Origin of the sequence: Burkholderia arboris (assembly GCF_038723655.1) — a bacterium.
Classification (GTDB): Bacteria; Pseudomonadota; Gammaproteobacteria; order Burkholderiales; family Burkholderiaceae; genus Burkholderia; species Burkholderia arboris.
The window spans coordinates 1253764-1276346 of record NZ_CP109821.1; the positions used below are offsets into that span (position 1 = coordinate 1253764).

16 protein-coding genes are annotated in these 22583 nt (G+C 69.2%); 9 read left to right on the forward strand and 7 right to left on the reverse strand.

Annotated elements, in window-relative coordinates:
* Positions 1 to 95 precede the first annotated feature (95 nt).
* Both OHZ10_RS05975 and OHZ10_RS05980 read right to left on the reverse strand, forming a co-directional pair.
* Positions 96 to 1289: an ammonium transporter gene (locus tag OHZ10_RS05975; RefSeq protein WP_059235246.1), complete on the reverse strand. Its 1194-nt coding sequence runs from the start codon at positions 1287 to 1289 to the stop codon at positions 96 to 98.
* A gap of 264 nt (positions 1290 to 1553) precedes the next feature.
* On the reverse strand, positions 1554 to 1889 hold the full coding sequence (locus OHZ10_RS05980) for a hypothetical protein (RefSeq protein WP_174992017.1): 336 nt from the start codon (positions 1887 to 1889) through the stop codon (positions 1554 to 1556).
* 193 nt (positions 1890 to 2082) lie between these two features.
* On the opposite strand from OHZ10_RS05980, the gene OHZ10_RS05985 reads away from it, so the two are divergent.
* The 4 genes from OHZ10_RS05985 (at position 2083) to OHZ10_RS06000 (ending at position 4548) form a co-directional block, all read left to right on the forward strand.
* Positions 2083 to 2511, forward strand: coding sequence for a hypothetical protein (locus OHZ10_RS05985; protein WP_059235242.1), 429 nt, complete (start codon positions 2083 to 2085; stop codon positions 2509 to 2511).
* A 90-nt stretch (positions 2512 to 2601) separates the two neighbouring features.
* Positions 2602 to 3057: an Rrf2 family transcriptional regulator gene (locus OHZ10_RS05990; protein WP_059235240.1), complete on the forward strand. Its 456-nt coding sequence runs from the start codon at positions 2602 to 2604 to the stop codon at positions 3055 to 3057.
* A 139-nt stretch (positions 3058 to 3196) separates the two neighbouring features.
* Entirely contained in the window at positions 3197 to 3838 is a 642-nt protein-coding gene (locus tag OHZ10_RS05995; protein WP_342703925.1) for an NAD(P)-dependent oxidoreductase, read from the forward strand.
* A 239-nt stretch (positions 3839 to 4077) separates the two neighbouring features.
* Entirely contained in the window at positions 4078 to 4548 is a 471-nt protein-coding gene (locus tag OHZ10_RS06000; protein WP_059235236.1) for an Lrp/AsnC family transcriptional regulator, read from the forward strand.
* 39 nt (positions 4549 to 4587) lie between these two features.
* Here OHZ10_RS06000 and OHZ10_RS06005 read toward each other — a convergent pair whose 3' ends face one another.
* From OHZ10_RS06005 to OHZ10_RS06015, 3 genes are read right to left on the reverse strand one after another with little or no spacing between them, the layout of a single operon-like run.
* The gene (locus OHZ10_RS06005; protein ID WP_155627193.1) at positions 4588 to 5319 is read right to left on the reverse strand and encodes an ABC transporter ATP-binding protein; all 732 of its coding nucleotides are present in this window, start codon (positions 5317 to 5319) and stop codon (positions 4588 to 4590) included.
* A gap of 46 nt (positions 5320 to 5365) precedes the next feature.
* On the reverse strand, positions 5366 to 7054 hold the full coding sequence (locus OHZ10_RS06010; RefSeq protein ID WP_174992019.1) for an ABC transporter permease: 1689 nt from the start codon (positions 7052 to 7054) through the stop codon (positions 5366 to 5368).
* Positions 7044 to 8087 (reverse strand): Fe(3+) ABC transporter substrate-binding protein, encoded by a 1044-nt coding sequence (locus tag OHZ10_RS06015; protein WP_342703927.1) that lies wholly within the window; start codon positions 8085 to 8087, stop codon positions 7044 to 7046. Before OHZ10_RS06015 ends, OHZ10_RS06010 begins: the two co-directional genes overlap by 11 nt.
* Before the next feature lie 242 nt (positions 8088 to 8329).
* Here OHZ10_RS06015 and OHZ10_RS06020 point away from each other — a divergent pair, with 242 nt between their 5' ends.
* Positions 8330 to 8491, forward strand: a complete 162-nt coding sequence (locus tag OHZ10_RS06020; RefSeq protein WP_009688068.1) for a hypothetical protein — start codon at positions 8330 to 8332, stop codon at positions 8489 to 8491.
* A 147-nt stretch (positions 8492 to 8638) separates the two neighbouring features.
* On the opposite strand, the gene OHZ10_RS06025 is transcribed toward OHZ10_RS06020, so the two are convergent.
* Positions 8639 to 10006 (reverse strand): amino acid permease, encoded by a 1368-nt coding sequence (locus OHZ10_RS06025; protein ID WP_059235229.1) that lies wholly within the window; start codon positions 10004 to 10006, stop codon positions 8639 to 8641.
* 291 nt (positions 10007 to 10297) lie between these two features.
* A complete protein-coding gene (locus OHZ10_RS06030; RefSeq protein ID WP_256085740.1) occupies positions 10298 to 12589 on the reverse strand; it encodes an FUSC family protein in 2292 nt (763 codons plus the stop codon).
* Positions 12590 to 12771: 182 nt separating this feature from the next.
* Here OHZ10_RS06030 and recC point away from each other — a divergent pair, with 182 nt between their 5' ends.
* The 4 genes from recC to arfB are packed head-to-tail and all read left to right on the forward strand — an operon-like array spanning position 12772 to position 22533.
* The gene (gene recC / locus OHZ10_RS06035; protein WP_342703929.1) at positions 12772 to 16110 is read left to right on the forward strand and encodes an exodeoxyribonuclease V subunit gamma; all 3339 of its coding nucleotides are present in this window, start codon (positions 12772 to 12774) and stop codon (positions 16108 to 16110) included.
* On the forward strand, positions 16107 to 19817 hold the full coding sequence (gene recB / locus OHZ10_RS06040) for an exodeoxyribonuclease V subunit beta (protein WP_342703931.1): 3711 nt from the start codon (positions 16107 to 16109) through the stop codon (positions 19815 to 19817). Before recC ends, recB begins: the two co-directional genes overlap by 4 nt.
* Positions 19814 to 22132 (forward strand): AAA family ATPase, encoded by a 2319-nt coding sequence (locus tag OHZ10_RS06045; RefSeq protein WP_342703932.1) that lies wholly within the window; start codon positions 19814 to 19816, stop codon positions 22130 to 22132. Before recB ends, OHZ10_RS06045 begins: the two co-directional genes overlap by 4 nt.
* Positions 22129 to 22533, forward strand: a complete 405-nt coding sequence (gene arfB, locus OHZ10_RS06050) for an alternative ribosome rescue aminoacyl-tRNA hydrolase ArfB (protein WP_059235220.1) — start codon at positions 22129 to 22131, stop codon at positions 22531 to 22533. The genes OHZ10_RS06045 and arfB overlap by 4 nt, the downstream gene beginning before the upstream one ends.
* The last annotated feature ends 50 nt before the right edge of the window (positions 22534 to 22583 follow it).

The following is a 22583-nucleotide window of genomic DNA, read 5'->3' on the forward strand; positions in this document are numbered from 1 at the left end:
GAAGGCATATTGAAAACTGGACGGAAGTGTAAGGACGCTCGATGAAAGTTTTTTGAATTGAAAACGTAATGATGCGTCGGGCGTTCGTCAGACGGTCAATCGCGCTCCGGTGTCGCCGAGATGCGGTGGATCGACAGGTCGGCCCCGTCGAATTCGGCTTCGCGGCCGAGGCGCAGCCCGACGGTCGCTTTCAGCGCGCCGTAGACGAGCGTGCCGCCCGCAGTCGCGATCGCGATGCCGCCGAGCGTGCCGACCAGTTGCGACAGGAACGACACACCGCCGAGACCGCCGAGCGCGGGGAGCCCGAACACACCGGCCGCGAGGCCGCCGAGCGCGCCGCACATGCCGTGCAGCGGCCACACGCCGAGCACGTCGTCGATGCGCCACTTGTTCTGCACGCAGGTGAACATCGCGACGAACAGCACGCCGGCGGCCGCGCCCGTGACGAGCGCGCCGATCGGATGCATCACGTCGGAGCCGGCGCACACCGCGACGAGGCCCGCGAGCGGCCCGTTGTAGGTGAAGCCCGGGTCGTTGCGGCCAGCCATCCACGCGGCGAGCGTGCCGCCGACCATCGCCATCAGCGAGTTCACGGCGACGAGGCCGCTGATCTTGTCGAGTGTCTGCGCGCTCATCACGTTGAAGCCGAACCAGCCTACCGCGAGCACCCACGCGCCGAGCGCGAGGAACGGGATGTTCGACGGCGGGTGCGCGGCGATCCGGCCGTCCTTCGCATAGCGGCCGTGGCGCGCGCCGAGCAGCAGTACGGCCGGCAGCGCGACCCAGCCGCCGAACGCATGCACGACGACCGAACCGGCGAAATCGTGGAACGGCGCACCGAACGCGTGCGTGAGCCAGGCCTGCACGCCGAAGCGCTCGTTCCACGCCATCCCTTCGAAGAACGGATAGATGAAGCCGACGATGATCAGCGTCGCGACGAGTTGCGGGTTGAACTTCGCGCGCTCGGCGATGCCGCCGGACACGATCGCGGGAATCGCCGCCGCGAAGGTCAGCAGGAAGAAGAAGCGCACGAGCGCATAGCCGTTGTGCTGCGACAGCGTGCCGATGTCGTCGAAGAACTCGACGCCGTACGCGATCGTGTAGCCGATGAAGAAGTACGCGAGCGTCGACACGGAGAAGTCGACGAGGATCTTCACGAGCGCGTTGACCTGGTTCTTCTTGCGGACCGTGCCGAGTTCGAGAAATGCGAAGCCCGCGTGCATCGCGAGCACCATGACGGCGCCGATCAACAGGAACAGTGTGTCGACGCCGGATTTCAGACCATCCATGCCGTGGCTTCCTTGCGCAAAAAACGGGCAAGGAACGCAAGTATCGAGCCAACTTGGTGAACGGCTGCGTGGAGTTGGTGCCTGCGCGCCGCGCGGTGCGGCATTCCGGTGAATCGTGCACGAGGTGAGGGCGCGGCCGGCGACGGTTGGTGGAGGCGCCGGGTGCACGCGCGTGGTGCGATGCGTGCTGAACTGGTGCGTGCGGTGGGTGGGGTGGTGCGGCGTGGTGCGCGGCGGTGCATGATGACGCACCCATTTGGCGCGTCAGTGGCGGGCGAACAGCGTGGGCGGCCGGCGCAGCTGCAGCGCGCGTGCCGACCAGTAGGCGGCGACGGCCGACAGGCCGAGCGCGGCGAACGCGAGTGCCGCGAAGCCTGCAAGCGACTGGCCGTCGCCGTCGGGGCCGAGGATGCCTTCCATGACGATCAGCGCGGCCGTCCAGAAACCGATCAACGCCTGCGTGAGCAGGCGCGCGCACGCGATGCGGCGCGGACGCCCGGATTCGGCGAGGCGGCGCGCCGACGGTGCGCGCAGGCAAAGGAAGAGGATGGCGGCGAGCAGCGCGGCCAGGGCGATGAGCCAGTCGACAAGGAAAGCCATAGGAAAAAGGGGACACGGACAAAGTGGATTGAAGCGTGCCCACTTTAGAGGCGTAGCGCCTGCGATTGAATCAGACAAGTCCGAAATTGAAAGGCATTTTTAATGATGGGTCGTTATTTGGCCTGTTCCACAGGCGGTATCATCGACACCGGTCCAACCACGAGGCCGTGCGACGCACGGCCGGAGATTGCTGATGAACATGAAGACATCGCGGGCGCGTCGCGTGCCCGGGTCCGTGCTGGCGGCCGTGGCCGCCGGTGCGCTGCTGTTGCTCGCGGGCTGCGAGAAGTCCGGCACGCCGGCCGCCCAACCCGATACGGCCGCGAGCGCGGCCGCCGATGCCGCGAACAATGCGGCGAAGGCGCTCGACCAGGTGGCGAGCACCGTCAACCAGCAGCTCAACGCTGCGAAGGCCGGTATCGCGTCCGCGGCGTCGGCGGTGCCGCCGCTGTCCGCAAGCGGCCTCGCGTCGGCCGCACAGGCGCAGATCGATGCGGCTGCCTCCGCGGTCGTCGCACATGCGGCGTCCGAGGCAGGCGCGAAGATCGCGGAAGCCGGCAAGAAGCTCCAGCAGTGGAGCCAGCAGAACGCTGCGGGTGCCAAGCCCGCGAGCGGTGAGTGACGCGGGCTTGCACGATCCGCAAAATGTAATTATGATGGTTACACATGTCGCCGGTTGCAGTTCGGGCCGGCGTCGCCGAGTGAGTCAGGAATGAATACCAGCAGCCGGTTCGCGTTTGCCGTTCACGTGCTCACCTTGCTGTCGATGAAGGAAGGCGTGCCGTTGTCGTCCGACATCATCGCGGGCAGCGTGAATACGAATCCGGCACTGATTCGCCGGTTGCTGTCGATGCTGGCGGCGGCGGGGCTGACCACGTCGCAGCTCGGTGCGGGCGGCGGTGCGCTGCTGGCGCGCGAGCCCGACGAGATCACGCTGCTCGACGTGTATCGCGCGGTCGACGATGCGCAACTGTTCGCGCTGCATCGCGAGGCACCGAATCCCGCGTGTCTCGTCGGGCGGCACATCCAGGGTGTGCTGACCGGCTATATCGGCGATGCGCAACGCGCGATGGAGGCATCGCTTGCCACGCGCACGCTGGTCGACGTGACGGCCGATCTGCTGGATCTCGAACAGCGCACGCAACGGGCCGCACGCGCCGGCGGGTGAGCGGCGGCAGGCAGGGCAGGAGGCCGGACGGCGCGCAGGCGCGCAGGCGCGCGACCGGCGCAACGGGGGCTTTGCCCCGTTTTTTTCGGATTTAAGTGTAATTAAAATTGTTACACATTTTTCTTTGTGGAGAATCGACATGACGCAACGTTCCCTGAATATCGCGCTGTTCGGCGCAACCGGCACGATCGGCTCGCGCATCGCCGCGGAAGCCGTGCGACGCGGTCATCGCGTCACGGCGCTGTCGCGCCATCCGGGCGCCTCCGTTGACGGCATCACCGCGAAGGCGGCCGACCTGTTCGACGCGGCCAGCATCGCGGCCGCGCTGCCGGGACATGACGTCGTTGCGAGCGCATACGGCCCGAAGCAGGAAGATGCGGCGAAGGTCGTCGAGGTGGCGAGGGCGCTGGTCGCCGGCACGCGCCAGGCTGGCCTGAAGCGGCTCGTCGTGGTGGGCGGCGCCGGTTCGCTCGAAGTTGCGCCCGGCAAGCAGCTCGTCGACAGCGAAGGCTTCCCGGAAGCGTACAAGCCACCGGCGCTCGCGCACCGCGATGCGCTCAACTACCTGAAGACGGTCGCCGATCTCGACTGGACGTTCTTCGCGCCGGCCGCGCTGATCGCCCCGGGCGAGCGCACGGGCACGTTCCGCACGGGCGTCGGCAAGCTGATCGTGGACGCGCAAGGCAACAGCAAGATCTCGGCGGAAGACTACGCGGTCGCGTTCGTCGACGCGCTCGAGCAGGACAGCTTCGTGCGCGAGATCGCGACGGCCGCGTACTGAGCGGTGTGACGGCCGGCAGCGAATACGGGCCAGTCCGGCCCGGGCGCTGCAGGCACGTGCCAGCGCGCAGGCATTTCAGGCGATTCCTCCTTGACGGGAGGTGTCGCCTGTTTCGTCTGGTGATGCGGAATCGTTGCGGATTGGTATTTATACCGGTCGACGCGGCTAAGCCGTTTTCATATTGTTCCCCGTTGTGCAGGATGAATAGAATAAATTTCTATCGACGAGGGAATGGAGAAATGGACGCCATCGATCGCAAGCTGCTGGAGCTGCTGCAGGCGGATGCCACGCTGCCGATCGCGGAACTGGCACAGCGCGTGAACCTGTCGCAGACGCCGTGCTGGAAGCGCGTGCAGCGGCTCAAGGAAACCGGCGCGATTCGCGCGCAGGTTGCGCTGTGCGATCCGCGCAAGCTCGGGGTCGGCACGACCGTGTTCGTCGCGATCCGCACGAACCAGCACACCGAGGAGTGGGCGCAGCGCTTCACGCAGGCCGTGCGCGACATGCCGGAAGTGGTCGAGGTCTACCGGATGAGCGGCGAGACCGACTACCTGCTGCGCGTCGTGGTGGCCGGCATCGACGACTACGACCGCGTGTACAAGCAGCTGATTCGCGCGGTGCCGCTGTTCGACGTCAGTTCGTCGTTCGCGATGGAGCAGATCAAGTATTCGACCGCGCTGCCCGTGCGCGATCTTGCCGAGCCGACCTGACGGGCAGGGCTGGCGCGCCAGCCCTGCCGGCGGCGCGGGTCAGCGGCCGCGCGCCAGTGCGCGCGCGCGTTCGTCGGCCAGCGCGTCGCGACGCACGAAATCCGCGACGAACGGGCTGGCCGGATGGTGATGCAGCGCATATGGCGTATCCCATTGCGCGAGCTGGCCGTCCTTCATCACGCCGATCCGGTCGGCGATCGCGAACGCTTCCGCCTGATTGTGCGTGACGAGGATCGCGGTGTGACCCGTGTGCTTCAGGATGTCGCGCAGCTCGAACGCGAGCCGCTCGCGCGTATCGACGTCGAGATTCGAGAACGGCTCGTCGAGCAGCAGCAATTCCGGTGACGGCGCGAGCGCGCGCGCGAGGGCGACGCGCTGCTGCTGGCCGCCCGACAGTTCGTGCGGAAACGCGTCGCCTGAATCGGCGAGGCCGACGAGTTCGAGCATTTCCGCGACGCGCATGCGCCGTTCGGTTTTCGCCATGCGCCGCAAGCCGAACGCGACGTTGTCGGCCGCGCTCAGGTGCGGGAACAGCGCGTAGTCCTGGAACATCATGCCGATGCGCCGCCGCTCGGGCGGCACGTCGAGCGACGGTGCCGCGACGGGCGCGCCGTCGAGCACGATGCGCCCCATGCGCACGGGCTCGAAGCCGGCGATCGCGCGCAGCACGGTGGTCTTGCCGCAGCCGGACGCGCCGAGCAGGCAGCCGATCTCGCCGCGCGGCAGCGCGAGGCTCAGCCCGTCGACCACCGTGCGGCGGCCTTGCGGCATGTCGTAGGCGATGCAGAGGTCGTCGAGTTCGAGCAGGTTCACGGTGTCAGGCTCCGATCTTGTGGCGGGTGCGCGCGAGCAGGATCACGGGCACGAGCCCGGCCAGCACGATCGCGAGCGCGGCGACCGCGCCTTCTTCATAGGTACCGCGCGCGGCTTCCGCATACAGCCAGGTCGCGAGCGTGTCGAAATTCAGCGGGCGCAGCAGCAGCGTGGCCGGCAACTCCTTCATCGCGTCGACGAACACCAGCAGCGCGCTCGTCGTGAGCGCGGGCCGCAGCAGCGGCAGGTGAACGCGGCGCAGCGTGCCGCCGGCCGTTTCGCCGAGCGAACGCGCAGCCTGTTCGAGCGACGGCGGAATGCGGGCGAGGCCGGCCTCGATGCCGCCGGCCGGGATCGCGAGAAAGCGCACGGTATAGGCGATCACGAGTGCGGTCGCCGAGCCCATCAGCAGTAGCCCGTCGCGGCCGAGCGCCGCGCCGAACAGCCGGTCGGCCGCGGCGAACGGGATCAGCAGGCCGATCGCGAGCACGGTGCCCGGCACCGCATAGCCGAGGCTTGCGATCCGCGCGCACAGGCGGGCCGGGCCCGCACGGGCGCTGTCGCGTTGCGCACGCGCGGCCCATGCGACGACGAGCCCGCACGCGAGCGTTGCAGCAGTGGCGGCGGTCGCGATCGTCAGCGTGTTCGCCAGCCCCGTCATCAGTTGCGCGGACACGCCGCCGACGAGATGCAGCCGCTTGCCGGTCTCGACCGCGAGGTACGCGGCCGGTGCGCCGAAGCCGATCAGGACGGGCAGCCAGCCGAGCACGGCGGCGCCCAGTGCGGCCGCGCCCGTCAGGCGGCGCGGCGCGATCGGCCGCATGCGCCGGCCGTGCGCGTAGCGCTGGCGGCGGCGCCCGTAGCGCTCGAGCCCAATCATGCCGACAACGATCGCGAGCATCGCGAGCGCGATCTGCGCGGCGCCGGCAAGATCGGAGCGCGTGATCCACGTCGTGTAGACCGACACGGTCAGCGTCTGCACGCCGAGGAATTCCGATGCGCCGATGTCGTTCAGCGTTTCGAGCAGGGCGAGGCTCATGCCGACCGCGATCGCGGGCCGCGCGAGCGGCACGACGACGCGCCAGAACGTCGCGATGCGCCCGGCGCCGAGCGTGCGCGCGGCTTCGAGCAGGCTTGCGGACTGCATGACGAACATCGCGCGCGTGCTCAGATACACATACGGATACAGCACGAAGCCGAGCACGAAGATCGCGCCGGGCAGCGAGCGCAGGTCGGGCAGGCGGAACTGGCGCGGGCTGTCGAAGCCGAGCAGCCAGCGGATCGCGCTCTGGACCGGGCCGATCGGGTGCAGCAGGTCGAGATACGCGAACGCGACGATGTAGGTGGGGACGGCCAGCGGCAGCAGCAGCGCCCACGTCAGCATCCGGCGGCCGGGAAAATCGTAGGCGGTGACGAGCCACGCGCAGCCGGTGCCGATGATCGACACGATCGTGCCGACGCCCGCAAGCAGCAGCAACGTATTGACGAGCGCCTGCGGCAGCACGAATTCAGCGAGATGCGCCCAGTGCGCGAGATCGGCATCGAACGCGGCGGCGACGAGCACCGCGAGCGGCGCAGCGACCGCCGCAGCGATCGCCAGCGCCGCGAGCAGCCACAGGCTGCCCGCGCGTGGCCGCAGGCGCGGCCGGGAGGGTTCGCGGCGCGCGCCGGCGGACGATGCGTCAGTTGTCAAAGCCGACCTTGTCGACGAGCTGGCTGGCCTGCTTGCGATACTTTGCGATGTCCGTCAGCGACAACGGATCGACCTTCAGCGCGCCGAAGCTCGCGATTACCGGATCGAGCTTCACGTTCGCGCGCACCGGGTATTCGTAGTTGGCCTGCGCATACAGCGACTGCGCTTCCGGCGACACCAGGTATTCGAGCAGCTTCACCGCGTTGGCCTTGTGCGGCGCGTGCTTCGCCACCGTCGCGCCGCTGATGTTCACGTGCGTGCCGCCGCTCTTCGCGTTCGCGAACGTCGGCCGCACGACCTTGATCGCGTCGCCCCATTTGCGCGCGTCGCTGCCCGGCTCCGCATTCTTCATGTGGCCGACGTAGTAGGCGTTCGCGAGGCCGACGTCGCAGATGCCGCCGAGGATGTCGCGCGCGACGTCGCGGTCGCCGCCGGTCGCCTTGCGAGCGAGGTTCGCCTTCACGCCGCGCAGCCACTTCTCGGTCGCGGCTTCGCCGTCGTGCGCGATCATCGCCGCGACGAGCGCCGTGTTGTACGGATGCTGGCCCGAGCGGATGCAGACCTTGCCCTTCCATTTCGGATCGGCGAGATCTTCATAGCGGAACGCATCGACCTTCAGGTCCTTTTCGACGTACAGCACTCGATCGCGCAGCGACAGTGCGTACCAGTCGCCGTTCGCGCCGCGCAGGTTCGCGGGAATCGCGTCGTCGAGCGCCTTCGAGCGCACCGGTTGCGTGACACCGCCATCGACGAGGTCGAGCAGGTTGCCGACGTCGACCGTCATCAGCACGTCGGCCGGCGATTGCGCGCCTTCCACCTTCACGCGCTCAAGCAGGCCGTCCTTCACGAATACCGTGTTGACCTTGACGCCGCTCTGCTTCGTGAACGCGTCGATGAGCGGCTGGATCAGCTTCGGCTCGCGGGTGGTGTACAGGCTCACTTCCTCGGCCGCGTGGGCGAGCGGCGCGAAGGCGGCCGCGGCCAGGGCGAGGGCGCCGGCGAGCGGCAGCAGGCGGGTGCGCGGATTCGACATGAAGACTCCGGTGGGGCAGGTGGACGAGGGGGCGTTCCGGGGCGCGCCTGCCGCCCGAGCATCCGGAACATTACAAAATGAAAGACTCCGGATTCTAGATCGAAATGGGAACGATTACCAAATGAAAGCTTGCGGAAAGCCGCGGCGAAGGTGCAGGCGGGGATCGGGAAACGGGACGTCGCAGTGCGGGCGCAAGCGCGTAGAATGCCCGCTTCGACGAATTTGACGGAGACGCACCGACCATGAACGATCAGCGCAAGAAGAACCCTGTCCGCAACGTGAGCATCCTGATCGTCGTGGCCGTGCTGCTCGTGATCGGGACGATCCTGTACAACGCGATTTCGCAGAAGCGCGCGTACGACGAGGCCCATCCGGCCGAGGCCGCGAGCGCGGCGTCGCACTGACGTGCCGGTGCGTGGCCCGGTCGGGCCGCGCTTGCGGGGCAGATGCAGGGGGAGATTCCGCGGTTTCCGGCGCGACAGATGCCGCGCGGAACCGGGACGGTAGCGGGCGCCGAAGCAGGCGCGCCGCGCAGGCAGGTCAGCCGTGCGTCAACGTGACGCAGCGGCGAATTTCGGACGTATCCGGGCGTAGAACACGACCGCGAGCAGCGCGAGCCACGCCGCGCCGACATACAGCGCGACGCGCGTGTCCTCGAACCAGCCGAGCATCACGATCACGAAGCCCATGAACGCGATCGTCAGCGCCGGCGCGACCGGCCACAGCGGCACCTTGAACTTCAGCGTCGCGACTTCGGCGCTCGACAGGCGGCGGCGCATCGCAACCTGCGACAGCAGGATCATCAGCCAGACCCACACGGTCGCGAACGTCGCGATCGCGGCGACCATCAGGAACACGTCCTTCGGCATCAGGTAGTTCAGCACCACGCCGACGAGCAGCGCGCCGGCCATCACGAGCACCGTGACCCACGGCACGCCGTGCCGCGACGTCGTCATCAGCACGCGCGGCGCCTGGCCCTGACGCGCCATCCCGAACATCATGCGGCCCGCGCCGAAGATGTCGCTGTTGATCGCCGAGATCGCCGCGCTGATCACGACCAGGTTGAGGATCGTCGCGGCCGACTTCACGCCGAGCGCCGAGAAGATCTGCACGAACGGGCTGCCGTCGCCGCCGACGCCCGTCCACGGGCTGATCGACATCAACACGACCATCGTCAGCACGTAGAACAGCAGGATGCGCGCGGGCACCGCGTTGATCGCGCGCGGAATGACGCGCTCCGGGTCCTTCGCCTCGCCGGCGCTCATCCCGATCACCTCGATTCCGCCGTACGCGAAGATCACGACCGACAGCGATGCGATCAGCCCGCCGACGCCGTTCGGCAAGAAGCCGCCATGGTTCCACAGGTTCGCGAACGTCGGCACGTCGGCCGAATGGCCGAAGTGCATGCCGGTCAGCAGGATCGCGACGCCGCCGCCGATCATCGCGACGATCGCGCCGACCTTGATGATCGACAGCCAGAACTCGAGCTCGCCGAACACCTTCACGTGGCACAGGTTCAGCCCGCAGATGATCGCGACGACGCCGAGCACCCAGATCCATTGGGGGACATCCGGAAACCAGAAGCCCATGTAGATGCCGAATGCCGTGATGTCGGCGATCGCGACGATCACCATTTCGAGCGTGTAGGTCCAGCCGGTGACGAATCCCGCGAACGGGCCAAGGTTCTCGGTCGCGTAATGGCCGAACGAACCGGCGACGGGTTCGCGCACGGCCATCTCGCCGAGCGCGCGCATCACCATGTAGACGGCCGCACCGCCTAGGATGTACGCCAGGATCACGGCCGGGCCCGCGAGCTGGATCGCGGACGCCGAGCCGTAGAACAGGCCCGTGCCGATCGCCGAGCCGAGCGCGAGAAAGCGGATGTGCCGCGCGCTCAGGTGGCGCTGCAAGTTTTTCATCGAGTCTCCGATATCGTTATGCGACGGACCGGGCGAGCGGGGCCGGTCCGATTGGCTCAAGTTGTCTATACAACTTGAATGTGAACGAATGATAACAAGCCAGGCCCGGTGACCGGAATCGGGTATTCCCTGACTGGCGCGGCGAGCGGAATAGGGCGTGGGGCGGTCGCGCGGCGGGCGAGCGGGCCGCGTGAGGCAGGCGGGTCATGCTGCGGGTGATCGTTGAATCGGGCGCGCCGGTGGCCGATCCGCGGCGTGCGCGGGCCGGCCCGCCGGCAGGAACATTCGGGGTCAGGCGGGCAGGCGGATCACGCTCGCATCCTTGCGGATCAGCAGCGACGACGCGAGCATCTGCTTGCACTGGTGCGCGAGCACTTTCAGGTCGTGCGTGAGTTCGGCGCCGACCGCCTCGGATTTTTCCGCGGACACGACCATCGCGTCGAGGTCGCGCGTGATCTGCTTCGACGCTTCGAGCTGGTCGGCAGGCGGCGGCTCGCCGGCCTCGGCCTTCTCGAGATTGTCGAGCACGGCGGCGAGGCCGCGCCGCAGCGCGTCGTCGTGCTCGAGGCCGCCGTCGGCTGCGCATGCGTTGCGGATCAGCGGCGCAGCGGCCGTGATCTGCGCGCCGAGCACGTGCGTCTGCACGAGCAGGTCGTTCAGCTCGGGCACGAAGCGCTGGTGCGCCTTCGGCTCGATCATCATCCGCTGGAACGCCTGCCCGAGGTTCGCGAATGCGATGTGCACGTCCTTGCGTGCAAGGCGGTAGCGGTAGTCGTCGTCGAGGCTCGCGGCGGGCGATTCGACGACCGCCGCCACGCCCGGGACGACGGCCGCGCCGTCGGCGGCCGGCACTGGCGGCGGCGACATGCCGCGCCCGGCGCGCCACACGGCTTCGAAATACTTGCGGGTGGACGTCAGCATGTCGGTGACGAGCTTGCCCATCAGCCGGTATTCCCAGTACGGGAACAGCCGGCTCGCGGCGATCGCGATCATGCAGCCCACCACCGTGTCGATCGCGCGCTCGCCGATGATCCGCATGCTGCCCGGTGCGAGCAGGTGGAACATCAGCAGCACGTACGATGACGTGAACACGACGCTGGCCGCGTAGTTGAACAGCAGCAGGCTGTAGCTCATCACCATCGACCCGAACATGATCGCGATCAGCAGGTGCGGCTCCTTCACCGTGTAGATCAGCGCGATGCTCGCCGCGCAGCCGATCAGCGTGCCGATGATCCGCTGCGCGTTGCGCTGTTTGGTCAGCGAGTAGCCGGGCTTCAGGATGATGATGGTCGTCATCACGATCCAGTACGCGTTCGTGAGCGGCAGCAGCCGGCCGATCCAGAAACCGACTGCCACGGCGATCGTCACGCGCAGCGCGTGGCGGAAGCTCGGCGAGCGCATGTTCAGGTTCGAGAAGATCAGCAGCGGCGACATGCGGCGGCGCTGCAGGAAGCGGGTGAGCGCCTTGTCGATCTTCAGTTCGGTTTGCTGCGGATCGGCATGGCCCGACAGGTTGCGGCGCATCCGGTCGATCAGGCGCGTCGCGCTCCAGATGCGCCGGAACGTCGCGAGCACGGCCGCATACGCTTCCGCGTTGGTGGCCGCGAAGTTCTTCTTGCGCATCAGCTCGATCTCGTACTCGATCGCGCGCAGCTCGGCCTTCACGCTGATCCGGGAATGCGGCGCACGGTTCTCGAGCACCGCGAGGCCGATCTCCTCGAGATCGGCGGCGGCCTTGCGGATCAGGTCGCGGTAGAAAATGATCAGATCCGAGCCGCCGAACGTATTGCGCACGAGCGGGTAGTCGGTATGCGCGCCGACGAACAGCTCGTGAAGATCGACGCTGTTGATGAACAGGTTGTACATCGTCGTGCGGCCGGGGTCGAGCTTGCCGCGCCGCAGCTTCGGCAGGTTGCGCAGCACGATGTCGCGCGCGGTTTCCTGCGTTTCGACCGCGGTGATCTGCCGGGCGACGAGGTTGCGGTAGCACTCGTCGAGGTCGGCATCGAGATCGTAGAACTGCGCGCGCGCGAGCAGGTAGTCGGCACAGGCGAACAGGCTCTCGGCCAGCGCCTGCTGCTCGATCCGGCGTGCCTGCCATTGCGACACGAGCGTGGCCCAGTACGTGTACCAGAGGCCGCCCGCGAGAATCCAGCCGGCGTTGATGAACGCCTGCAGCGGCGTGAACTTCTCCTCGAGCGTCATCACCATCATGAACAGCGTCGCGAAGCTGATCTGCGGCCAGCGGTTGCCGTAGACGACGATCAGCGACAGCACGAACGTGAGCGGCACGATCGTGAGCCACAGCGCGAAGATGTTCGGTGTCGCGAGGCCGGTGGCGAGCGCGGCCAGGAAGCCGATCACGCTGCACGCGAGCATTTCGTTGTGCTTGTACTTGAGCGGGCCCGGCATGTCGACGACGCAGGCGCCCAGCGCGCCCGTCGAGATCGTGAAGCCGAGCTCGCGGTTGTGAAACACGATCAGGCAGAGCACGGCCGGCAGCGATACGCCGACGGCGATCCGCAAGCCGCCGAAAAAGTACTGGCTGTAGAAAAACTTTCTGATTTCGACCGAATAGCGCATCGATGGGCTGAATGGCAGACGAAGACGCCCGGGAGCGGCGTATTGACTGGCGACGAGTCTATCGTATTTCGCGGTCCGCAAAACCTGGCTTTCCGGCAGAGCTTCGCGGCGGCGGTCCATTTGCTATCCTTGGTGATCTTGTTCGCCCGGTCCGGCCGGTGCGAGGTTCCGACGCCCGCTTCATGCTCCATCTCTTCTATTCGAACCGTCACGAAACGCTGGCCGACGCGCTGCTCGAGGATCTGGCTGCGTTTCCGGCCCGCAACGGCCCGTGGGCGCAGCAGCAGGTCATCGTGCCGAGCGCTGCGCTGCGTCGTCGTCTCGAGCTCGACATCGCCGCGCGCAACGGCGTGTGTGCGAACGTCGAGTTCACGTATCTCGCGCAGTGGCTGTGGGCGCAGATCGGCCGCGTGCTGACGGTGCCCGCGCGCTCGCCGTTCGCACCCGACCGGCTCGTGTGGCGCTGCTACCGGCTGTTCGCGCAGGCGGCCGACGGCGCGCCGTGGCTCGCGTCGCCGCGGCTCGCCGCTTACCTGTCCGCGTCCGACGATGCGATGCGCTACGAGCTTGCGCAGCGCGTCGCGGCCGTGCTCGATCACTACCTGACCTATCGCCCCGAATGGCTGGCCGCGTGGCAGGCCGGCGAATCCGTGCTCGCGGGCGATGGCGCGCCGCGCGGAATCAGCGATGCCGCACGCGACGACGAGCGCTGGCAGGCCGCGCTGTGGCGCGCGCTGCTCGCTGAACTGAGCGACAGCGGCACGCCGCCCGCACACCGCTTTCTCGTCGAAGCGCGCCATCTCGATGCCGACGCGCTCGCGCGCGCCGACTGGCCCGAATCGGTCAGCGTGTTCGCGCTGCCGACGATGCCGCCGCTGCATGTCGCGTTGTTGCGCGAACTGTCGCGCTGGATCGACGTGCGCGTCTATGCATTGAACCCGTGCCGCGAATTCTGGTTCGACATCGTGACCGCCGCGCATGCCGAGGCGCTCGACGCCGCCGGGCGCCTCGACTACCAGGAAGTTGGCCATCCGCTGCTCGCCGAATGGGGCCGGCAGACGCAGGCGCAACTGCACATGCTGCATGAGCTGACTGAAAGCGCTGCGTCAGGCGATGCGTCGCGTTTCGTCGAGAATCCCGCGCCCACGTGGCTCGCGCGGGTGCAGAACGCGATCCTCGCATTGCAGCCGGAGGCCGAAACCGGCGACACGCCAGCCGAGCGCGGGATCGAGGTGCATGTGTGCCACAGCCTCGCGCGCCAGCTTGAGGTGCTGCACGACCGGTTGCTTGCTTGGTTCGACGCGGACGCAAGCCTGCAGCCGTCCGACGTGCTCGTCGCGGTGGCCGATCTCGCCGCGGCCGGGCCGCTGATCGACGCGGTGTTCGGCACGGCCGGCGCAGGCGGTTCGCGCGTGCCTTACCGGATCACCGGCCTGCCGCCGTCGCAGGCGAACCCGGTTGCACGCGTACTGCTCGACTGGCTCGCGCTGCCGGAGCGGCAGGTCGGCGCGCCGGAGCTGGTCGAATGGCTGCGCGTCGATGCGGTGGCGGCGCGCTACGACATCGACGCAGCCTCGCTCGAGACCGTGCAGACCTGGCTCGCGGCGGCCGGCGCACGGCGCGGGCTGTCGCCGCTCGTGAGCGACGACGCGGCCGTGCCCGCGCCACGTCATACGTTCTCCGATGCGCTCGCGCGGCTCTTTCTCGGCTATGCGATGCCCGAAGGCGCGGCGCCGATCGGCGCGTGGCTGCCGATCGAGGCGGCCACGGGCAGCGAGGCCGAACTGCTCGGCCGGCTCGCGCGTTTCACCGACGATCTCGACGGTTTCGCGCGGCGGCTTGCCGAATCGCACACGCCGCGCGGCTGGAGCGAACTGTTTGCCGACACGCTCGCGCGCTTCTTCGATTCGGGCGCCGTGCATGCCGACGCACTGGCCGGCGTGCGCGATGCGCTCGACGCGATGCTGGCCGCGATGGCGGAAGGCGCGCCTGACGAGGCATTGCCGGCGGCGGTCGTCCGCGCCGGGCTGGCTGCGGCGCTCGACGATCCGGCACGCGGCGGCGTGCCGTGGGGCGGCGTCACGTTCTCGTCGCTGACGAGCTTGCGCGGCTTGCCGTATCGCGTCGTCTGCCTGCTCGGGATGGACGACGGCGTGCTGCCGAGCCTCGCGCGCGCGGACGAATTCGACCTGATGGCCGTGCTGCCGAAGCTTGGCGACCGGCAGCGCCGCGACGACGAGCGCAACCTGTTTCTCGACCTGCTGCTCGCCGCGCGTGACCGGTTGCTGATTGCCTATACGGGCCGCAGCATTCGCGACAACGCACCGTTGCCGCCCGCGGCGCTCGTCGACGAACTGCTCGATCATCTGGCGATCGTCACCGCCGGGCCCGATGCGGCGCCGGACGCAGTCGATGCCGCGCGGCGCGCGTTCATCGTCGAGCATCCGCTGCAACCGTTCGCTGCCGCGTATTTCCAGCCCGGCAGCGCGCTCGTTTCGTATGACGCCGAGCGGGCGACGCTCGCGTCGCTGCTCGCCGCCGAAGCGTCGCGCGACGGGCCGCGCGAGCAGCCGTTCTTCGCGCAGCCGCTGCCGGCGGAGCCGGTCGAGCCCGTCGCGTTCAGCGAATTCGAGCGCTTCTGGCGGCATCCGGCGCGTGCATTGCTGCGCGGCCGGCTCGGCATCGTGCTGGCCGACGCGCAGGCCGAACTGCGCGACACCGAGCCGTTTTCGCTCGACTTTGCCGGCAGCGATGCGCTCGCCGAACGTGTGTTGCCGCTGTTGATCGAAGCGGACGAGGGCGGCGTGCACGATCACGCGCTGCGCATTGCAGACGCGAGCCCCGAGCTGCCGGGCGGTGCGACGGGCGCCGTGTGGCGCGACCAGGCGCTCGGCTCGATGACGCAGTTGGCGTCGAACGTGCGCCGCGCGCTGGCCGACGGCATCGAGCGGCGGGCATTCTCGCTCACCGTCGTGCCGGCGTGGCCCGACACCGGGCAGGCCCTGTTCGGCACCGATGACGCGATGCTGTCGGCCGACGCGGTGAGCGCGCCGCTCGAACTGAACGGCACGCTGAACCGGTTGACGCCGGCCGGTCAGATCATCTATCGCTATGCACGGCCGAGCGCGCGCGACTATCTGTCCGCGTGGCTCGCGCATCTCGTCTACTGCGCGGTCGAGCCCGACGGCCCGCGCCGCACGCTGTGGTTCGGCAGCGGCGGCGCGTTCGAGCTGACGCCCGTCGCGGCGTCGCTCGAGCAGCTTGCACCGCTTGCCGCGCTGTTTCGCGCGGGGCGGCGCATGCCGCTGCGGTTCTTTCCGCGCAGCGCGTGGGCGAGGGTATCCGACGGCGAGGCCAAAGCCGCGAGCGTGTGGATCAATGAACGCGTCGTGAGCGAAGCCGACGATCCGGCCATCGCGATCGCATGGCGCGGTGCGCATCCGTCGCTCGACGAGCCGTTCGGCACCCTTGCGCGGCTCGTGTTCGAACCGCTGATCGCGCATCTGAAGGAGGTCGCATGAGCGCCGTGTCGCAGCCGCAGCAGGCGCTCGAACTCGACGTGTTCGCGTGCCCGCTCGACGGCGTCAACCAGATCGAGGCGTCGGCCGGCACCGGCAAGACCTGGAACATCTGCGCGCTGTATGTGCGCCTGCTGCTCGAAAAAGATCTCGGCGCGGACGAAATCCTCGTCGTGACCTTCACGAAAGCAGCGACGGCCGAACTGCACGAGCGGATTCGCAGCCGGCTCGCGCAGCTTGCGCATGCACTCGACACGGGCGACGACGGCGGCGATCCGTTCATCGCGCGCCTGCTCGAGACCACGCTTGGCGACGAAGGCGCGCTCGATCCCGAGACGGCCGCGAAGCGGATCCGGCGCGCGCTGCGTGCGTTCGACCAGGCCGCGATCCATACGATCCACGCGTTCTGCCAGCGCGCGCTGCAGGAAGCGCCGTTCGCGGCGGCGATGCCGTTCGCGTTCGACATGGAGGCCGACGACGCGTCGCTGCGCTTCGAACTCGCGGCGGATTTCTGGCGCACGCGTGTCGAACCGGCGGCCGCACGCTGGCCGGGCTTCGCCACCTGGCTCGTCGAATCGGGGGCCGGCCCGGCCGCGCTCGATGCGCAGCTCGCGCGCCGGCTGAAGAAGCCGCTCGCCGCGCTGCGCTGGGACGGCGTGACCGAGCCTGACGAATCGGCCGAAGCGGCCGCGGCCGAATGCTTCGCCGAGGCGGCGCGGATGTGGGCGGCCGAGCGCGATGCGATCGATGCGCTGCTGCGCACCGCGCAGCCCGTGCTCAATCAGCGTTCGCACAAGCCCGACGCGGTCGCCGATGCGCTGGCTGCATGGACGGCGCATTTGGCGCAGGGCAATGCGACGGCCGCACTGCCGAAAGCCGCACTGAAGCTCACGCAAACCGCGCTGACGAAGGCGACGAAAAAGGGCGGGTCAACGCCCGCGCACGCGTTCTTCGATGTCGCGGACGCGCTCGACGCCGCAGTGGCCGCCGCCGAGGCCGCGCAGCGCGCGCGCTGGCTCGCGCTGATCGCCGAATGGCTCGACATGGCGCCCGGCGAGCTGGCCGAGCGCAAGCGCACGCGTCGCGTCGTGTCGTTCGACGATCTGCTTGCGAACCTGTATCACGCGCTGCATGCGCATCCGTGGCTGGCCGAGACGCTGCGCGCGCGCTATCCGGCCGCGCTGATCGACGAGTTCCAGGATACCGACCCGCTGCAGTTCGCGATCTTCGACCGGATCTTCGCGCCGGGCGGCCCGCTGTTTCTCGTCGGCGATCCGAAGCAGGCGATCTACAGCTTCCGCGCGGCCGATCTGCATACTTATCTTGCGGCGCGCGCGAGCGCGAGCGCGTGCTACACGCTCGCGGTCAACCAGCGTTCGACGCCCGCGATCGTCGATGCGTGCAACCGCTTCTTCATGTCGAATCCGCGCGCCTTCGTGCTCGACGGGCTCGACTATTACGCGGTGCGCGCCGGCGCGCGCGCGCGCGCACCGTTCTTCGACGAAACCGATCCGGGCCCGGCCGGCGATTTCCGCGTGTGGGCCCTGCCCGGCGGCGAACGCACGCTGCTCAAGCGCGACGCCCAGGCGCAGGCCGCGCAGGCCTGCGCGGCCGAAATCGCGCGGCTGATGCGCGGTGCGCGCGAAGGGCGCGTGCGGCTCGGCGACAAGCCGCTGTCGCCGGGCGACATCGCGGTGCTCGTGCAAACGCACCGGCAGGGCAGTCTCGTGAAGCGCGTGCTTGCCACGTGGGGCATCGGCAGCGTCGAACTGGCACAGGCGTCGGTGTTTTCCACCGGCGACGCCGAGCAGCTCGAGCGCGTGCTGGCGGCGATCGATGCGCCGGGCGACCTGCGGCGTCTGCGCGCGGCGCTCGCGTCCGACTGGTTCGGCCTCGATGCCGGCGCATTGTGGCGCATGGAGCAGGGCGACGGCGATGCCTCCCGCGACGCGTCGGCGGCCGACGGCGCCGATGCGATGAGCTGGGTCGAGCGCTTCTCGCGGTATCGGCTGTTGTGGCGCGAACGCGGTTTCGCGGTGATGTGGCGCACGTTCACGCGCGAGCTGCGGATCGCCGAACGGCTGATGGCCGGTGCGGACGGCGAGCGTCGCGTGACGGACATCAACCATCTGGCCGAGCTGACGCAAGCGCGCGCATCCGCGCAGCCGGGTATCGCGCCGACGCTGCGCTGGCTCGCCGCGCAACGGCTCGACGGTGGCGGCGAGGAGGCGCAGTTGCGGCTCGAATCGGATCGCAACCTCGTGCAGATCGTGACCGTGCACAAATCGAAGGGCCTCGAATACGCGGTCGTGTTCTGTCCGTTCCTGAACGACGGCGGGTTGCGCGAGCCGCCTTCGTCCGCGCTGCCCGATGCGCGCGAGTATCACGACGATGCGGGCGACGCGGTGCTGCATTACGGATGCGACGACGAGGCGGCCGCGCATGCGGCGCGGCAGGCATTGCGCGAGCAGGCCGCGGAACGTGCACGGCTCGTCTACGTGGCGCTCACGCGCGCGGTCTATCGCTGCTACGTGGTCGCGGGGCCGTACCTGTCGTCGCGTTCGACGCGCGAAGCGCGGCGCAGCGTGCTCAACTGGCTTGTCGCCGGCGCCGGCCAGTCGTTCGATGCGTGGCTCGACGAACCGCCCGACGAAGCTGCGCTCGACGCGGCGTGGCAGGCGCTCGCGGGCGGCCCCGTGTGCGTCGCGCCGCTGCCGGCGCCCGCGCGCCGCGAGCGTCTCGCGGCCGGGCACGACGCCTCGCAGACGCTCGCGGCGCGCCATGCGACGCGCGTGCTGCGCGATGCGTGGCGGATGGCGAGTTTCAGCTCGCTGACCGCGTCGATGGCGCGCGAGGAGGCGGGTGTTGCGGCGGTACCCGACGACGAGCTGCGACCCGATCACGATGCGCTTGCCGAGGTGACGCCGGACGGCGAATGGCTGTTCGCCGATCCGGTCGTGGCCGAGCCGCCGGACGACGACATCCTCGTGTTCCCGCGAGGAGCGGCCGCCGGCGAATGCCTGCACCGCCTGTTCGAACTCAGCCGGTTCACGGAACCCGAATCGTGGCACAAGGCCGCGCTCGGCGCGTTGCACGACCGGCCGGTCGAGGCCGAACCGGAACTCGCGACGCGCCTGCCGGCGATGATGGCGCAGCTCGTCGACGATGTCGTGCACACCGAGCTCGTGCCGGGCATGCGGCTCGTCGATCTCGATCCGGCGAAGCGGCTCGACGAAATGGGTTTCCTGTTCCCGGCGCCGTCGCTCGACCTGACGGCGCTGCGCCGGCTGCTGGTCGCGCACGGTTATCCGGACGTTGCACTGGAGGCGGGCATGCTCGCCGGTTTCATCAAGGGTTTCATCGACATGATCGTCGAACACGACGGCCGTTTCTGGATCGTCGACTGGAAGTCGAACCATCTCGGCACGACGCCGGATGCCTACGGCCCGCGCGCGCTCGACGTCGCGATGGCCGATCACGCGTATCACCTGCAGGCGCTGCTCTACACGGTCGCGCTGCATCGCTACCTGCGCGGGCGGCTGCCCGATTACGACTACGACACACACATCGCGGGCTATCTGTACCTGTTCGTGCGCGGCGTGCGGCCGGGCTGGCGCAGCAGCGGCGAGCCGGCCGGCGTGCATGCGCGGCGGCCCGCGCGCGCGCTCGTCGACGCACTCGACCGGATGATGGAAGGGGGCCGCGCATGAATGCGTCCGACGACATGCTCGAATTCACCGGCGGCCTCGTCGCACGGCTGCCCGAGCCGGCCGATTTCGGCATCGCGCTCGCGGAAGGGTTTGCACGGCGCATCGGCGATCTTGCGCGGCGTGCCGGTGCGCCGTCCGCGTCGGCACGCTGGGCGGCGCGCGCCGCGTTCGCGACGAGCCGCGCGACCGCGGGCGGCCACGTATGCGTCGCGCTCGGCGCACTCGCGCAGCGCTACGAAGCGCCGCTCGACGAGGTGCGTGCCGCGCTCGCGGCAAGCGGCGTGGTTGCGTTCGGCACGCTCGCGCGCGGCGACGAGCGGCCGCTGATCGTCGACCGGCACGATCACCTGTACCTGTCGCGCTATTTCGATTACGAACGGCGTCTGGCCGATGCGCTCGTCGCGCAGGCCGGCGTTGCCGCGCCCGACGAAGGCCTGTCGCCCGACCGGTTGCGCGACAGCCTCTCACGATACTTCGGGCCGGCCACCGGCGAAGTCGACTGGCAGCGCGTGGCGGCGATCGTCGCGCTGACGGGGCGCGTGACGATCGTCAGCGGCGGTCCCGGCACGGGCAAGACGACGACCGTCGTCGGCGTGCTGGCTTGTCTGCTCGACGCACACCCGGGGCTGCGCGTCGCGCTGGCCGCGCCGACCGGCAAGGCCGCGCAGCGGATGCAGGAGGCGCTGCATGCGCGCGCCGGCGATCTGCCGCCCGAACTCGCGGCGCGCCTGCCCGACACGTCGTACACGCTGCATCGGCTGCTGGGCGGTGGCGGGGCGGCCGGCTTCCGGCATCATCGCGACAATCCGTTGCCGTACGATCTGATCGTCGTCGACGAGGCGTCGATGATCGACGTAGCGCTCGCCGCGCATCTGCTCGACGCGCTCGCGCCGGGCGCGCGGCTCGTGTTGCTTGGGGACAAGGATCAGCTGGCCGCGGTCGAGGCCGGCGCCGTATTTGCGGAGCTGAGCGCGCGACCGACGTTCACCGCTGCGGCGCGCGCGCGCATCGCGCAGGCACTCGGCATCGACGACGCGTCGTTCGCCGCGGCATTGCCGGTGCCGGACGAAGCTGCGCCGGCGATGGCGCCCGCTGCGAGTCCGGCTGCCGCAGCCGTTCGCGCGCCGGCGTCGCCATCGGCGTCTGCTTCCGCTTCCGTTTCACGCATGCCGGCGTCCCGGCCGAAAGTCGATCCGCGACAGGCATCTCTGTTCGACGACGAACCGCAGGATGACGAAGGTTCGTCGGCCGGGACGGTATCGCCACCGCTCGCCGTAACGGCGCCGGCTGATATCGGCGGCGCCGTTTCAGCAGGCGGCACACCCGCATGGATCGAGGTCGACGAACTCGCCTGGCTCGATGACGTCGAACTGCCGCCGTTCGACGCGGGTGATATGGCGCTTGCGTCGGTCACGGCAGCCACATCGGCATCGACCGACGAAGCCGCCGCCGCGTCCGGCATCGTGCTCGCTCCGGCGCCGCTCGCCGACTGCGTCGTGTGGCTCGAGCGCAATTACCGCTTCGGTCTCGATTCGCCGATCGGGCGGCTGTCGCTGGCGATTCGCAGCGGCGACGTGCAGGCCGCACTCGATGCACTGCCCGCGGACGACGCAGCCGCGGCGTCCTTCCACGACGATGCGGGCGATACGCTTGCGTCGTCGACGGTCGAGCGGCTCGCACGGCGATTCGGCGCATACCTCGACGCATTGCGCGACGCGCTGGCCGCGCCGGTGCCCGATCCGCTGCCGCTGTTCGATGCGCTCAACCGGTTCCGGATCCTGTGCGCGACCCGCAGCGGCTCGCGCGGCGCCGAACACGTCAATGCGCTGGTGGCCGCGCACGTGCGGCATGCGGCGCGCGTGCCGCTCGCGGTCGGGGCGCACTGGTTCACCGGGCGGCCGATCATGGTGACGCGCAACGACTATGCGCTGGGGCTGTTCAATGGCGACATCGGCATCGCGCTGCCCGACGCGCACGGTGTGCTGCGCGTGTGGTTCCGGCGCGCGGACGGCACCGCGCGCGCGGTGTCGCCCGCTGCGTTGCCGCCGCACGAAACGGCATTTGCGCTGACGGTGCACAAATCGCAGGGCTCGGAATTCGACGAAGCCGCGCTCGTGCTGCCGGCATCGTTCGGCCGGGTGCTCACGCGCGAGCTCGTCTATACGGCCGTCACGCGCGCCCGCACGCGCGTGCAGGTGATCGGGCCGCGGCGCGTGCTGGCGCAGGCGGTCGCGACGCGCACGCAGCGCGATTCGGGGCTGGCGGCACGCGTCGACGAGGCGCTCGCACGGCGCCGCAAGGAGGCATCGCGATGATGATCCGCTACACGCTCGATCCGGCCGACGTCGAATGGACGGCCGTGCGCGCGCAGGGTGCGGGCGGGCAGAACGTGAACAAGGTGTCGAGTGCGATTCATCTGCGCTTCGACATCCGCGCGTCGTCGCTGCCGCCGGTCATCAAGGAGCGGCTTCTCGCGTTGTCGGACCAGCGCATCACGCGCGACGGCATCGTCGTGATCAAGTCGCAGGAATATCGCACGCAGGAGAAGAACCGCGAGGCCGCGCTCGCGCGGCTCGATGCGCTGATCGGCGGCGTCGCGTATACGCCGCGCGCACGGGTGGCGACGCGGCCGACGCGTGCGTCGAAGGAGCGGCGGCTCGAGCACAAGTCGCGCCGTAGCGTGGTGAAGTCGGGACGAGGGAAAGTGGTCGACTGACGAGCGAATGGCCGGCGGCCCTCGCAGGCCGGCGTCCACCGCCTGCGCGG

What these genes read in the sequence shown, in the direction of transcription:
- OHZ10_RS06020 (WP_009688068.1), top strand. Translation starts at nt 8,330, where the DNA reads ATGAACGATCAGCGCAAGAAGAACCCTGTCCGCAACGTGAGCATCCTG.
- OHZ10_RS06045 (WP_342703932.1), top strand. Translation starts at nt 19,814, where the DNA reads ATGAATGCGTCCGACGACATGCTCGAATTCACCGGCGGCCTCGTCGCA.
- OHZ10_RS06015 (WP_342703927.1), bottom strand. Translation starts at nt 8,087, where the DNA reads ATGTCGAATCCGCGCACCCGCCTGCTGCCGCTCGCCGGCGCCCTCGCC.
- OHZ10_RS05995 (WP_342703925.1), top strand. Translation starts at nt 3,197, where the DNA reads ATGACGCAACGTTCCCTGAATATCGCGCTGTTCGGCGCAACCGGCACG.
- OHZ10_RS06005 (WP_155627193.1), bottom strand. Translation starts at nt 5,319, where the DNA reads ATGCCGCAAGGCCGCCGCACGGTGGTCGACGGGCTGAGCCTCGCGCTG.
- OHZ10_RS05975 (WP_059235246.1), bottom strand. Translation starts at nt 1,289, where the DNA reads ATGGATGGTCTGAAATCCGGCGTCGACACACTGTTCCTGTTGATCGGC.
- OHZ10_RS05980 (WP_174992017.1), bottom strand. Translation starts at nt 1,889, where the DNA reads ATGGCTTTCCTTGTCGACTGGCTCATCGCCCTGGCCGCGCTGCTCGCC.
- OHZ10_RS05985 (WP_059235242.1), top strand. Translation starts at nt 2,083, where the DNA reads ATGAACATGAAGACATCGCGGGCGCGTCGCGTGCCCGGGTCCGTGCTG.
- OHZ10_RS06025 (WP_059235229.1), bottom strand. Translation starts at nt 10,006, where the DNA reads ATGAAAAACTTGCAGCGCCACCTGAGCGCGCGGCACATCCGCTTTCTC.
- arfB (WP_059235220.1), top strand. Translation starts at nt 22,129, where the DNA reads ATGATGATCCGCTACACGCTCGATCCGGCCGACGTCGAATGGACGGCC.
- OHZ10_RS05990 (WP_059235240.1), top strand. Translation starts at nt 2,602, where the DNA reads ATGAATACCAGCAGCCGGTTCGCGTTTGCCGTTCACGTGCTCACCTTG.
- recC (WP_342703929.1), top strand. Translation starts at nt 12,772, where the DNA reads ATGCTCCATCTCTTCTATTCGAACCGTCACGAAACGCTGGCCGACGCG.
- OHZ10_RS06030 (WP_256085740.1), bottom strand. Translation starts at nt 12,589, where the DNA reads ATGCGCTATTCGGTCGAAATCAGAAAGTTTTTCTACAGCCAGTACTTT.
- OHZ10_RS06000 (WP_059235236.1), top strand. Translation starts at nt 4,078, where the DNA reads ATGGACGCCATCGATCGCAAGCTGCTGGAGCTGCTGCAGGCGGATGCC.
- recB (WP_342703931.1), top strand. Translation starts at nt 16,107, where the DNA reads ATGAGCGCCGTGTCGCAGCCGCAGCAGGCGCTCGAACTCGACGTGTTC.